This window comes from Thalassospira lohafexi, from assembly GCF_002844275.1.
GTDB lineage: Bacteria > Pseudomonadota > Alphaproteobacteria > Rhodospirillales > Thalassospiraceae > Thalassospira > Thalassospira lohafexi.
Genome location: NZ_NXGX01000010.1, coordinates 38,205 through 51,922 on the forward strand (window position 1 = coordinate 38,205; position 13,718 = coordinate 51,922).

At 55.2% G+C, this 13,718-nt stretch carries 14 protein-coding genes; 1 reads left to right on the forward strand and 13 read right to left on the reverse strand.

Features of this window, described 5'->3' with window-relative positions; genetic code table 11:
• Positions 1–155: 155 nt before the first annotated feature.
• The 13 genes from ureG to COO92_RS19770 all read right to left on the reverse strand — a co-directional run bounded on the left by ureG (position 156) and on the right by COO92_RS19770 (position 12,603).
• Positions 156–776, reverse strand: a complete 621-nt coding sequence (gene ureG / locus COO92_RS19710; protein ID WP_101304681.1) for an urease accessory protein UreG — start codon at positions 774–776, stop codon at positions 156–158.
• Positions 773–1,483, reverse strand: a complete 711-nt coding sequence (locus COO92_RS19715) for an urease accessory protein UreF (RefSeq protein WP_101304682.1) — start codon at positions 1,481–1,483, stop codon at positions 773–775. The genes ureG and COO92_RS19715 overlap by 4 nt, the downstream gene beginning before the upstream one ends.
• Positions 1,470–2,012: an urease accessory protein UreE gene (locus tag COO92_RS19720; protein ID WP_101304683.1), complete on the reverse strand. Its 543-nt coding sequence runs from the start codon at positions 2,010–2,012 to the stop codon at positions 1,470–1,472. The genes COO92_RS19715 and COO92_RS19720 overlap by 14 nt, the downstream gene beginning before the upstream one ends.
• Positions 2,013–2,029: 17 nt before the next feature.
• Entirely contained in the window at positions 2,030–3,742 is a 1,713-nt protein-coding gene (gene ureC, locus COO92_RS19725; RefSeq protein WP_101304684.1) for an urease subunit alpha, read from the reverse strand.
• 15 nt (positions 3,743–3,757) lie between these two features.
• A complete protein-coding gene (locus COO92_RS19730; protein ID WP_028791580.1) occupies positions 3,758–4,063 on the reverse strand; it encodes an urease subunit beta in 306 nt (101 codons plus the stop codon).
• A gap of 14 nt (positions 4,064–4,077) precedes the next feature.
• Positions 4,078–4,380, reverse strand: a complete 303-nt coding sequence (locus COO92_RS19735; protein ID WP_022732588.1) for an urease subunit gamma — start codon at positions 4,378–4,380, stop codon at positions 4,078–4,080.
• A 27-nt stretch (positions 4,381–4,407) separates the two neighbouring features.
• A complete protein-coding gene (locus tag COO92_RS19740) occupies positions 4,408–5,340 on the reverse strand; it encodes an urease accessory protein UreD (protein ID WP_101304685.1) in 933 nt (310 codons plus the stop codon).
• A gap of 176 nt (positions 5,341–5,516) precedes the next feature.
• The gene (gene urtE, locus COO92_RS19745) at positions 5,517–6,212 is read right to left on the reverse strand and encodes an urea ABC transporter ATP-binding subunit UrtE (protein ID WP_101304686.1); all 696 of its coding nucleotides are present in this window, start codon (positions 6,210–6,212) and stop codon (positions 5,517–5,519) included.
• 15 nt (positions 6,213–6,227) lie between these two features.
• Positions 6,228–7,016, reverse strand: coding sequence for an urea ABC transporter ATP-binding protein UrtD (gene urtD, locus COO92_RS19750; RefSeq protein WP_022732591.1), 789 nt, complete (start codon positions 7,014–7,016; stop codon positions 6,228–6,230).
• Positions 7,013–8,185, reverse strand: coding sequence for an urea ABC transporter permease subunit UrtC (urtC, locus tag COO92_RS19755; RefSeq protein ID WP_022732592.1), 1,173 nt, complete (start codon positions 8,183–8,185; stop codon positions 7,013–7,015). Before urtC ends, urtD begins: the two co-directional genes overlap by 4 nt.
• 3 nt (positions 8,186–8,188) lie before the next feature.
• Positions 8,189–9,892, reverse strand: a complete 1,704-nt coding sequence (gene urtB / locus COO92_RS19760; protein WP_101304730.1) for an urea ABC transporter permease subunit UrtB — start codon at positions 9,890–9,892, stop codon at positions 8,189–8,191.
• A gap of 127 nt (positions 9,893–10,019) precedes the next feature.
• Positions 10,020–11,294, reverse strand: coding sequence for an urea ABC transporter substrate-binding protein (gene urtA / locus COO92_RS19765; protein ID WP_022732594.1), 1,275 nt, complete (start codon positions 11,292–11,294; stop codon positions 10,020–10,022).
• Between the two features lie 355 nt (positions 11,295–11,649).
• The gene (locus COO92_RS19770; protein WP_165792411.1) at positions 11,650–12,603 is read right to left on the reverse strand and encodes a LysR family transcriptional regulator; all 954 of its coding nucleotides are present in this window, start codon (positions 12,601–12,603) and stop codon (positions 11,650–11,652) included.
• Between the two features lie 99 nt (positions 12,604–12,702).
• On the opposite strand from COO92_RS19770, the gene COO92_RS19775 reads away from it, so the two are divergent.
• Positions 12,703–13,686, forward strand: coding sequence for an MBL fold metallo-hydrolase (locus COO92_RS19775; protein ID WP_101304688.1), 984 nt, complete (start codon positions 12,703–12,705; stop codon positions 13,684–13,686).
• Positions 13,687–13,718: the final 32 nt, after the last annotated feature.

Sequence of the window (13,718 nt, forward strand, 5' to 3'; positions counted from 1 at the left end):
CTGGTTGCATTTAAGATGCCTGAGCATTTTTTATTATGCAACTAAAAAGTTGCGCATTTTGTTCTAAGCCCAAAAACACAAACGCCCGACCATTGCTGGCCGGGCGATGTGTGCTCCCGTCATCCGCTTAAGAGTTGCGTCCATCTATCCCCATATCAGGACGCTGCGGATTGGCGGAGCCCCCCTGTCTCGATGATGAAATTCTTAACGTCTTCAAGGCCGTCCATCGCCTTAAGATTGGTGAACAGGAACGGACGGGTGCCACGCATTTTCTTGGCATCGCGGTCCATAACCCCCAGATCCGCACCAACAAGTGGTGCCAGATCGGTTTTGTTGATCACCAGCAAGTCAGACCGCGTAATGCCCGGACCACCCTTGCGCGGGATTTTATCACCGGCAGAAACGTCGATGACGTAAATGGTGATGTCGGCAAGCTCCGGCGAGAAAGTGGCCGACAAATTGTCGCCGCCCGATTCAATAAAGATCGCCTCAAGCCCGGCATGCTTGGCCGCCATGTCTTCGACTGCCGCCAGATTGATCGAGGCATCTTCGCGAATGGCCGTATGCGGGCAGCCGCCGGTTTCAACCCCGGCAATGCGGTCCGCATCCAATGCGCCCGAACGGGTCATGAATTCGGCATCTTCGCGGGTGTAAATATCGTTGGTGATCGCCGCGATGTTAAACTCATCGCGCATGGCCTTGCACAGCCGTTCCAACAACGCGGTTTTACCGGACCCAACCGGGCCACCAATACCGATACGAAGGGGTGAGCTCATGATCTAAATAACCTCGTATATTGGGTTTCGTGTTTCATCGATGTCCAGTCGACCATAGGTGCGGCCGCACCAAGGTCGTCAAGCTCGGTTTTCATGGCGTGTTCGACCGCGATTGAGACGGCTTTATCAAGCGATGATAAGGACCGGACACCATCGGTCTGACCAAGCGGCACCAAACGTACAGCGCTGGAAACAAGGTTTGCCGCCATGGCATGTAAAAAGGCCGTCAGGGCTTCGCGCAACGGAACTTTGGCAACGGCAGCGGCAATTCCCACGGCCACCGGATAGGATGGCAGGCGATCATTCTCACGCATTTGATCAGCCCAGCGGGTCAGCACGCCATCGCCCCAGACTTTTGATACGGTGGAGACAAAGGCACGCCCCTGTGCGGTTGCCTCAAGCGCCATTTCAGATGTGCCGCGCCAACAGTCCGCTTCAACCCCGATGTCAAACAAGGCATCTTCATCGCCCGTAAGGGCGGCCCGCCATGCGGCACAAAACAGCACCGCATCAATCCGCCCCGCGCCAAATTCCAAAACGCCCTCAACCCAGTTGATCAGGGTATCGGCCGAGCCAACCCGACCGTCCTCAACCGCATATTCCACACCATGCGAATAGGTATAGGACCCGACCGGAAAAGACGGGCTTAGCCACGTCATCAACCGCATCAAACCAGCAGGGTTAAGCGTCAGGTCATCCGTGGTCATGGGAGATTCCTGCGGCATGGGCATGGGTGTGTTTCGGGTCATCATCCTGATCAAAATGATCGTTGCCATGGCTGTGGCCATGCGCGCCGCCAAGCCCGTGATACGCACCATTCAGCGGATCAAACGGCGCGATTTCATTTTCCACCACACCGCCAAGGCCAAGGATCATGTCGCGCATCACGTGATCGTCAATGATCCGTAAACGCCCATCATTCAAAACCTGAACCGGGGTATGGCGGTTGCCGATGTGCCATGCCAGTTTGGCGGTCGCAATCGGCCCGGCCGCGGTGATGGTCAGAACCGGTTCATCGGCCGCGCGCACGACAATCACGCCGCCCTCAGCCAGACGCAAACGATCCCCATCGGCCAGCCGCACCGCATGCGGCAGATCGAGCAGGAACGCATCGCCCGCATCATCATGCAGGCGAATGCGCCGACGATGGCGGTCGGAAAACACCAGGGTGACCGTGCCGCGGACTTCCGAGGTATCGGCACGATCAACCGGGATATGTTCAATGGCATGACGCATGACGTTATCTATCCCAATCAGAACAGGAAATACCGCTGCGCCATCGGCACAGTATCGACCGGCTGACAGGTCAGAAGCTCGCCGTCGGCCTTGACCTGATAGGTTTCAGGATCGACTTCCATTTTCGGCAAGGCATCATTGAGCTTCATGTCTTTTTTGCCAATGTTGCGCGTATTTGACACCGCCAAAAGCGACTTGGACAGGCCAAACTCGGCAGCAATTCCGGCATCAATCCCGGCTTGCGACACGAACGAGAAGCTGGTTTTGGCAATCGCATTGCCATAGGCGCCAAACATCGGGCGGTAATGGACCGGCTGCGGCGTCGGGATCGAGGCATTGGGATCGCCCATCGCAGCCGCCACAATCATACCGGCCTTGATCACCATGTCGGGCTTCGTGCCAAAGAACATCGGCTTCCAAACCACCAAATCGGCGATCTTGCCAACTTCGATCGAACCGACATGCGACCCGACCCCTTGGGCAATCGCCGGGTTGATCGTGTATTTCGCGACATATCGCTTGGCCCGGAAATTGTCATTGCCAGCCCCGGCATCCTCGGGCAGTGCGCCGCGCTGCTTTTTCATTTTATCGGCAGTCTGCCATGTGCGGGTGATGACCTCACCGACACGGCCCATCGCCTGACTGTCTGATGAAATGATCGAAAACGCGCCAAGGTCATGCAGGATGTCTTCGGCGGCAATCGTTTCACGACGAATGCGGCTTTCGGCAAAGGCGACGTCTTCGGGAATTTTTGGATCAAGGTGATGGCAAACCATCAACATGTCGAGATGTTCGTCAATCGTATTGACCGTAAATGGCCGGGTCGGATTGGTCGAACTTGGGATGACGTTAGGCTCCCCACACAGCTTGATAATGTCGGGCGCGTGGCCACCCCCGGCCCCCTCTGTGTGGAAGGTATGAATGGTCCGGCCCTTGAACGCGGCACGGGTATGTTCGACAAAGCCGCTTTCATTCAATGTATCAGTGTGGATCATCACCTGCACATCAAGGTCATCGGCGACCGACAGGCATGTATCAATTGCGGCGGGCGTCGTGCCCCAGTCCTCATGCAGCTTAAGCCCGCAGGCACCCGCCTTGACCTGCTCAATCAGCGATCCCGGCAGGGTCGCATTGCCCTTGCCAAAGAACCCGATGTTCATCGGAATGCCGTCGGCAGCCTGAAGCATCCGCGCAATGTGCCACGGACCGGGTGTGCAGGTGGTCGCATTGGTCCCCGCCGCCGGACCCGTCCCGCCGCCCAGCATGCTGGTGACACCGGAATACAGGGCGTCTTCGACCTGTTGCGGGCAAATCCAGTGAATGTGCGCATCAATGCCACCTGCGGTAATGATGTTGCCTTCACCGGCGATAATTTCGGTGCCCGGACCAATGATGATATCAACACCGGGCTGAATATCGGGGTTCCCGGCCTTCCCAACGGCGGCAATACGGCCATCGCGAATGCCGATATCGGCCTTGATGATACCGGTATAATCAAGGATCAGCGCATTGGTGATCACGGTATCAACCGCGCCATCCGCACGGGTTACCTGTGATTGACCCATGCCATCACGAATGACTTTGCCACCACCAAACTTTACTTCTTCGCCAAGTGTCGTGAAGTCCTTTTCGACTTCAATGATCAAATCAGTATCGGCCAGCCGGACCTTGTCGCCCACGGTAGGACCGAACATTGCCGCATAGGACGGACGATCAATTTCGTATGCCATTTCTCGTTCCCCCGCTTAAAGCTTGCCGTTGATTTTGGCGTTAAAACCGTAAACCGTGCCGGTCCCGGCGTATTTGACCAGATTGACCTCGCGCGATTGGCCCGGTTCAAACCGAACTGCACTGCCCGCAGGAATATCAAGCCGGAAGCCCCGCGCCGCATCACGGTCAAAATCAAGGCCCGGATTGGTTTCATAAAAATGATAGTGCGAACCAACCTGCACCGGACGGTCGCCGGTATTGGACACCGTGATGGTCTTGGTTTCACGACCCTCATTTAAGATCAGGTTGCCTTCTTTGGTAATGATTTCACCTGGAATCATAATCATAAGCCCCCTTAACGGATCGGTTCGTGAACGGTGACAAGCTTGGTTCCATCGGGGAACGTTGCTTCGACCTGAATGTCGTGGATCATTTCGGCAATGCCATCCATCACCTGATCGCGTTTGATCACAGTGGCCCCGTCGCGCATCAAATCGGCAACCGACCGACCATCGCGCGCCCCCTCGACAACGTAATCGGTGATGATTGCGATGGCTTCGGGATGGTTAAGCTTTACACCGCGTGCAAGGCGATTGCGCGCCACCATGGCGGCAACCGAAATCAGCAGTTTGTCCTTTTCGCGTGGCGTCAAATTCATGCCTGCTTCCTCCTTGGATCCACCATTTTAAATCTCCCACAAACGCGGCAAGCGTTCGGGAAGCCCCCGTGTTTTATGGCGGAACTGTTTCCACCATGCGCCGTAGACCCGGCGCAATTTCATCGGATCACGCGCCATAAAGCGCACAATCACAATTCCCTTCATCGCGGTTGCCGCACACAGAACGGCCGCGTCATCCAGACCGTCACACGCCTGTGTTAAACATACCCGCGCATTATCCAACTGATCCTCGGCACCGTGACCGACCAAAATGGCGGTCGCCGCGGCGCGCGCGCCATCAAATGCCGCCGCGTGATCGAGCATCCGCAACACATCACCTTCAAGATGCAGCGCATCACGCCAGATCGGGCGCCCGTCAATCGACACATCCCATGCATCGCGGGCAAGTCCCGTGGTAAACACTTCACCGCGCGCCAATCGGCCAAACACCATCATTTCACCGGCCATGACCATGCCCGTTCCGGTCGCAGCCACGGTTGTTTTGCGCCGCAAGCGCGCCTGATCAAACAGGATGGTTTCATGGGGCAACCATTCCAGCCAGCCCCCATCGCCAACGCCCAGATCAACCGACATCTCACAATCAAGCCCGGCAGATCGGTAAATCTTTTCCGCCGCCTGGGCTGTAAACAGCGCAGACGCACCGTCTGAAACGCGACCTTCAAACGCCAGCTTATCGCCACCAACCATGCCACCTGATGTTGTCACCAAAACAGCCGTGGTCAGATCCCCCGCCACAGGGCGCGGAAACAGGATTTTCATCGGATCGCGGTAATACAGATGATCAAGTGCCGCATGCCCGCCCTGATGGGTCGGGCCGGTTCCCGTTCGGAATGTCACCTCGGCGCGGCCATCTGTTTTGATGCGCGCGTTCTCTGCGGTCAGTCCAGTATCCGCGTTTTGAGGTGCGGAGATCGGGGTTTCGAGTTTGCGAAGTTGCACAAGGCCACCTGATGATTTGGTTCTTTACGTGAACCTGATACCGTTTTCCGGCAATTCCATCGGCCATAACAGCAAGATGCGGGCCAACCAGACAATCCATCGCAACCGACGGATTTCCGGCCCCGTTTAAGCGCGCAAATCACCCCAAACCTGCGCAAATTTTCGGCAAATGCTGATCAAACAGTCAGATAAGCCCGAACTTTTTCACGATCCAGCGTGTCCTTTGATCCGGATAAAACCACTTCGCCACGTTCCAGCACGACAATCTCGTCGGCCAGTTCATGGGCAAATTCAAAATATTGCTCGACCAGAAGGATCGCCATATCGCCACGATTGGCCAACTGTTTGATCACGCGCTGGATATCCTTGATGATCGATGGCTGGATACCCTCGGTCGGCTCATCCAGCACGAGCAATCTGGGCCGGGTGACAAGGGCGCGCCCAATGGCAAGCTGCTGTTGCTGCCCGCCCGAAAGATCGCCACCGCGACGACCCAGCATGTCACGCAGAACCGGGAACAGTTCGAAAATCTCATCGGGGATATGGCGCATGGCACGCGGCAAGGCGGCAAACCCGGTTTCAAGGTTTTCCTTCACCGTCAAAAGCGGGAAAATCTCACGCCCCTGTGGGACAATGGCGATACCATTGACCGAGCGCCGCCATGATGGATCGCGCGAGATATCCTTGCCTTCCCATTTGATGTTGCCATCGGCAATCGGATGCTGACCAACGACCGCGCGCATCAGGGATGTTTTACCCACCCCATTGCGGCCAAGCACGGCCGTGACTTTGCCCGTGCTTGCACTCAGCGACACTTTGCGCAGGGCATGGGACGCACCATAGAACAGATCAATATTGCTAACATCGAGCATGATTAAGTCTTTCCCCTAGCGTCCCAGATAAACTTCAATGACCCGCGGGTCTTTTTGCACATGATCAAGACGGCCTTCGGCCAGCACCGATCCTTCGTGCAGCACGGTTACCTTGCAATCAAGGTCACGGACAAATTCCATGTCGTGCTCGACCACCACCACCGAATATTCCTTGGCGATTGTGCGCAAAAGCTTGGCGGTTTCTTCGGTTTCGGAATCGGTCATACCGGCAACCGGCTCATCGACCAAAAGAAGTTCGGGTTCCTGCATCAACAGCATGCCGATCTCCAGCCACTGTTTCTGCCCGTGCGACAGGTTGGCGGCCAACTCATCGCGCTTTTCATCAAGCATGATGGTGATCAGTGTTTTTTCGATCTTGATCTTTTCGGCACTCGAAAGACGATGGAACAGGGCCTTAAACACCCCACGCCCGCCCGAACAGGCAAGCAGGAGGTTGTCAAACACCGTATGGCTTTCAAATACGGTCGGTTTCTGGAACTTGCGCCCGATGCCAAGATTGGCGATATCGGCCTCGTCCAGCTTGGTCAGGTCCGTTTCGCTTTTAAACAAAACGTCCCCGGTATCAGGCCGGGTTTTACCGGTGATAATATCCATCATCGTGGTTTTACCCGCCCCGTTCGGACCAATGATGGCGCGAAGCTCGCCCGGTTCGACATAAAACGACAGGTTATTGAGCGCACGGAAACCATCAAAGGTCACCGACACCCCATCGACATAGAGAATGGTTTCAGCACGGGCACTTTTAACCTGCGCGTCTGGTTTGATATCCATGGCTTCGCTCATGCTTTGCCTCCTGCACTCAGGCGTTTTCGCATTGACGATAGGATTGATTGCCTGTCAGGCGCCCCGAATGCCGGAACCGCGCCAATCACGCCTTTGGGCAGAAGCAAGGTCACCGCAATAAACAGCCCGCCAAGGAAGAACAGCCAGAAGTCCGGCATTACCCCGGTAAAGAAGGTCTTGGCATAGTTGACGATAAACGCGCCAAGCACCGCCCCATAAAGCGTGCCACGCCCGCCAACGGCGACCCAGATAACGATTTCAATCGAAAGGGCCGGGGCAAATTCGCCCGGATTGATGATCCCGACCTGCGGCACATAAAGCGCACCGGCAATACCGGCCATCACCGCCGAAATGGTAAAGACAAACAGCTTGTAATATTCAACCCGGTAGCCCGTAAACCGCACCCGGCTTTCGGCATCACGAATTGCGATTAAAACTTTGCCAAGGCGAGACTGGGTAATGCCGCGCGCCACGATGTAACAAATGCCAAGAAACACACAGGATGCGACAAACAACCCGGCCCGCGTGCCGTCCGATTGCAATGAATAGCCCAGCAAATCCTTGAAATCGGTCAGGCCGTTATTGCCGCCAAATCCCATATCGTTGCGGAAAAAGGCCAGAAGAAGCGCATAGGTCATCGCCTGTGTAATGATCGAAAGATACACACCCGTCACGCGTGATCTGAATGCCAGGAAGCCAAACACAAAGGCCAGCAATCCCGGCACAAACATCGCCATGACAATGGCGAACCAGAACATGTCAAAGCCGTACCAGTACCACGGCAATTCGGTCCAGTTGAGGAACACCATGAAATCGGGTAATTCCGGGTTGCCATACACCCCGCGATCACCGATCTGGCGCATCAGGTACATGCCCATGGCATAGCCGCCCAGCGCAAAGAATGCCCCATGACCCAACGACAAAATCCCGCAGAAGCCCCAGATCAGATCCACGCTAAGTGCCAGCAGCGCATAGCATAGATATTTGCCCAAAAGGCTCAGCATCCATGTCGGCACGTGGAAGGACGAAGTCTCAGGCACCAACAGGTTTCCAATCGGCACCAGAATGGCTGCGGCGATCAGGATCGTGAGCAAAATCATGCCCCCGCGATCCTTAAGCAACCAGCCCACAACCGGCGTCATTTGATATTTTTGACTGTAATCGGTCATGGATCAGGCCTCCACCGCGCGGCCCTTAAGGGCGAACAGCCCCTTGGGTCGTTTCTGGATGAACAGGATCAGCGCAATCAGGACAAAGATTTTGGCCAAAACTGCACCGGCAAATGGTTCAAGGAACTTATTCACAATACCAAGGCTGAACGCGCCCAGAACCGTGCCCCAAAGGTTTCCGACACCGCCAAACACAACCACCATGAAACTGTCGATGATATAGGTCTGACCAAGGTTCGGACTGACGTTTGAAATCTGGCTCAGCGCCACCCCGGCAATCCCGGCGATCCCCGATCCCAACCCAAAGGTCAGCGCATCGACATAGCCCGTACGTATGCCAACCGACCCGGCCATGCGGCGGTTCTGGGTGACGGCGCGCATCTGAAGACCAAAGGCGGTATAGCGCAGAACGCACGCGATCCCGGCAACCACAATCAGACTAAACAAAATGATCCACAGCCGGTTATAGGTCAGGACCAGACCGGTCGAAAATTCAATCGCACCGCTCATGAAATCAGGTGCAGTGACCTGCTGGTTGGTGGCCCCGAAAATCGTTCTGGTGGCTTGCTGCAACACCAGACTGACACCCCATGTCGCGAGAAGGGTTTCAAGCGGCCGACCGTACAAGAAACGAATAACACAGCGCTCAATAACAACGCCGATCATCCCGGCCACCAAAAACGCGGCGGGCACGGCAATGATCAAAGACCATGGCGAGCCAGACGGCAGAACCGAACTTAAAATCTGCTGCACGACAAAGGTGGTATAGGCGCCGATCATGATCATTTCGCCGTGGGCCATGTTAATGACCCCCATCACGCCAAAGGTGATGGCAAGCCCGACGGCGGCAAGGAGCAAAACCGACCCCAAACTGATCCCGCGATAAACATCGCCAAGTGTTTGCCAGTTTGAAAGACGACCTTCGACATCATCCAATGCATCCTGCGCGGCAGTCACGACTTCGGGTTCAATCCCCTCGGCCTCGGCACTGGCAACAAATTGCGACAGAACCGCGCGAATTTGCGGGGTGGTTTCACTGGCCAGAACGTCGATGGCAGCCAACCGTTCCTCGGCATTTTCACCCGCGGCCAGGGCCATGGTCGCGCGCGCCAAATTCATCCGCGCCAGAAGCGTTTCATCGTCTTCGCGCTCAATCGCACGTAAAAGCAACGGCAACATCGCCGGATCACGGGCATCCATGATCTGCTCTACGGCAGCGGTTCGCACGGCATGGTCGGGACTAAACAGGTTCAGGGTTGCCAGCGCATCGCGAAGCGCCCCGCGCAGCCGGTTGTTGACCTTGATTTTATCAAGTTCCTTGGATGAACTTTCCCCGGCTTCTTCGCCACTGATGATGTCGATATGGGTATAGACCTTGCCCTTTTTGGTGGCGATCACGACATGTTCGTCGCTGTCACGGACATAAAGGTCACCTTCGAGCATCGCCTTAAGGATTGGCGCGACGCGCGGATCGCCGTCTGCGGCCATTTCTTCGATGATGGCAACCTGTTTGGTCGAACTTTTGTCATTAAGTTGTTCGGCAATATTGCGCAGTTCCTCGTCGCTAAAAGCTTGCGCAACATTGGGGGAAACCACAGCAAACATCATCAAACAGGCAACCATACCGCAAATCCGGACGGCAAACCGGCGCGTCTGCGTGATGGAAAACGGGGAACGGCGCAGCACTGAAAACATGTCATTGCGCATGATCACCAAACCTTTGTATTCAATATGGAAAATGGAAAAAAGAATAGATCAGACGATGGCGGCACCTTGGCCTGCCTGACAGCGAACGGGCCGGTCGCGTTCCCACGACCGGCCCGCCCAGCACCGATTAGTACATCGGTTTTTCACAGTTGCCGCAGACCCAAGGATAGGTCCAGTCGGCGGTCAATTTTGCGCTTTCTGGCAGGAAGTCCGACCATGCATCGCCAACAACCGTACCTTCGGTTTCCCAAACGGTGTCAAACTGACCATCGTCCTGCACTTCGCCGATCAGAACCGGCTTGGACAGGTGATGGTTGGTGTTCATGACAGCCATACCACCAGTCAGGTTTGCAACTTCCTGGCCATACATGGCCTGACGCACCGCATCAACATCGGTGGTGCCAGCCTGCTCAACAGCCTGTTTCCACATGTTAAAGCCGATGTAGGTTGCTTCCATCGGATCGTTGGTGACACGTGCGTCATCACCAATGAAGGCATGCCATTTTTCGATAAAGGCCGTGTTGGCATCAGACTCAACCGACTGGAAGTAGTTCCAGGCAGCAAGGTGACCAACAAGCGGCTTGGTATCAATACCAGCAAGCTCTTCTTCACCGACAGAGAACGCAACAACCGGAATGTCTTCGGCTTTGATGCCCTGATTGGCGAGTTCCTTGTAGAACGGAACGTTCGCATCACCGTTAATGGTCGAAACCACGGCGGTTTTCTTACCGGCTGACGCGAATGCTTTTACATCCGCAACAATCGACTGCCAGTCGGAATGACCGAACGGGGTGTAGTTCTCCATGATGTCTTCATCAGAGATACCCTTACCGTTCAGATAAGACCGCAGGATTTTGTTGGTGGTACGCGGATAAACGTAGTCGGTACCAAGCAGAACAATACGTTCCGCGGAACCGCCGTCTTCGCTCATCAGGTAATCAACAGCCGGAATGGCCTGCTGGTTTGGCGCGGCACCGGTATAAAATACGTTGCGCGAGCTTTCTTCGCCTTCGTACTGAACCGGATAGAACAGCATGCTGTTCAGCTCTTCAAACACCGGCAGAACCGATTTACGCGAAACCGAGGTCCAGCAGCCAAAAACAACATCGACTTTATCTTTTTCGATGAGTTCGCGGGCTTTCTCGGCGAAAAGCGGCCAGTCAGATGCCGGGTCAACGACCACAGCTTCGACCTGCTTACCAAGCAAACCACCATTTTTGTTCAGATCATCCACCAGCATCAGGACAGTGTCCTTCAATGTGGTTTCAGAAATCGCCATCGTCCCCGAAAGAGAATGCAGCACACCTACCTTGATGGTATCTGCTGCTTGTGCGGCTGACATCGTCATAACAGACAATGCCAAGGCCCCAGCGCCCATGAGCGCTTGAAGCTTCTTATTCATTTATAGCCTCCACTGCGAGTTTATTGCACCGCAGTGGTACTAGCTAAAACCGTGCCAGAATCACCCTCTTATGGAATAAAATCAAGAATCGAGGGATTCCCACGCAGTATCCAACTATTTTACATCGTAGTTTCGGGAAATATTTGCGTGACCCACATTTTATCTGACCATTTTTCAATCATAGATTAAAATTTGATTATTTTTTAATCACATTGACGCGCCTGCCACCAGCCCCTATTTCAAGGACGGAAGTTTCGCCACCGCTTGCGGTTATTGCACCACAATCCCGCCTTGCCATTGGCGGCTTCTCGCCCTGCGGGTTCGCCCGCAGGGCGTTATCCATTCAACGCGGGAATCATTCTGCTGCCAGAAGGTGATCTTCAGGGGCGATTGACGCAATCACGGTTCGGATTTGATCGCGCAACCAAACCAGCCCGACGTCCTTGTCGGTCCAGACTGCCCAGTTCATCGTCACCGGTGGAAATCCGACTTCAATTGGCATCTGGCAAAAGCTCAGCCCAAATAACGGGGCATACTGGGTGGCAATACGGCACGGAACCGTTGCGATAATTGGTGCATTGCGCGCCGCAGCCAAAAGCGGCATGAAATCAGGGGCCGCCATGACGACGTTCAAATTGATCCCCAACCCCTGCAACGCATCGCCGACACATCCCGCAACGTTACCTGTCTGCGACAACACCGCGTGGCGTGACGCCAGATAATCCTCACGCGACAAAGGGCGGCCCAGATTAAGAAGATTGGGGTTAAAGCAGCACGCCACTTCGGACTTAAAGAGTACCTCGCCGAAATAGCCTGATTGCAACGGGCTTTTACATCCGATTGCCAAATCGATCTCGCCATTATTGATCATCGGATCAACGCTGTCGGTGGTGATCGTGCGGCTTAACAGCTTGGTTCCCGGTGCGTGTATCTGCAAATGACGCAACAACACCGGAAGCAGGATCATTTCCATTTCACCGGTCACCCCCAACCGAAAAACGCGTTCCGCCGTTGCCGGATCAAAGCAATCTGACGCCTGAAGCGCATTTTGCGCCTGTGACAAGGCAGTACGCACGGGCCCGGCCAAAGCACGGGCCTTGGCGGTTGGTTGCATTTTCTGCCCGACCCGCACAAACAAATCGTCCTGCAACAACACGCGCAGTGTTGATAAATTGTGGCTCATCGCCGATTGACCAATCCGCAATTTTTCGGCGGATTTGGTCACGCTAAGCTCTTGCATCATTGCGTCAAACGCAACCATGAGGTTGAGATCGAATGACCGTAAATTGAAATGATCAATATTATCCATGACCCGCATCGATTTGATTACTGATGAAATGGACTATACATTTTGCCCATAAACTTACAACCCGCCGGTTTGCCCGGCATCTTTAGGAGGAAAAGATCCATGTTATCACGTCGCGACATGCTCAAAGGGTCATTGGCCGCCGCCGCCATCGGTGCAGTTGGCAGCACCGTATTTGTCCCCCTGCGTGCGGATGCCAAGGCCCCTTTGGCCGGAACACAGGCACCGGGGTATTACCGCCTGATGGTCGGCGACGTCGAAGTCACCGCCCTGTCGGATGGCACCGGCCATTTCCCACTAGCCGACTTATATCTTAACACCACGCCCGACCATGCCCGTACCGCCCTTGCCAATGCGTTTCAGGGCACGCCAACACATGTATCGGTCAACGCGTACTTGCTGAATTTCGGGGACCGGCTGGTGCTGCTTGATGCGGGTACCAGTGACTTGATGGGCCCTGCCCTTGGCAAACTGCCGGCCAACATCATCGCATCGGGCTATCATCCCGATCAGATTGATGATGTCGTCATCACCCACATCCACACCGATCATACCGGCGGGCTGACACTCAATGGCAAAAAGGTCTTTGCCAATGCCACGGTCCATGTCCCCAAACTTGATGCGGACTATTGGCTAAGCACAGCAAACCGCGACAAGGCCCCGGATGAGGCCAAGCTTTTCTTTGATCAGGCCGTTGCCGCGACCAAACTCTATCTCGATAGCGGGATGCTTAAAACATACGCGCCCGATGCGTCCGCCATTCCCGGCGTGATCGACACCGCCCACCGCCCGGGCCACACACCAGGCCACAGTGCACTTTCGTTTGAAAGCAAGGGTGAGAAATTCGTCTATTGGGGCGACATCACGCACGGCGATGTTTTGCAGTTTGATGAACCGGGCGTTGCCATCCCGTTTGATGTCGATCCCGATCAGGCGATCAAAAGTCGCGAAGCCGCCTTTGCCGAGGCGGTCGCTGACAAATATCTGGTCGCGGGCTGTCACATTGCCTTCCCGGGCATTGGTCACGTGCGCGAAGATGCCACGATGTATGACTGGGTACCGATGAACTATCGCGCCGACGTCTGATCCCCCGTCTCCGCCGGGGACTTGCCCGGCAC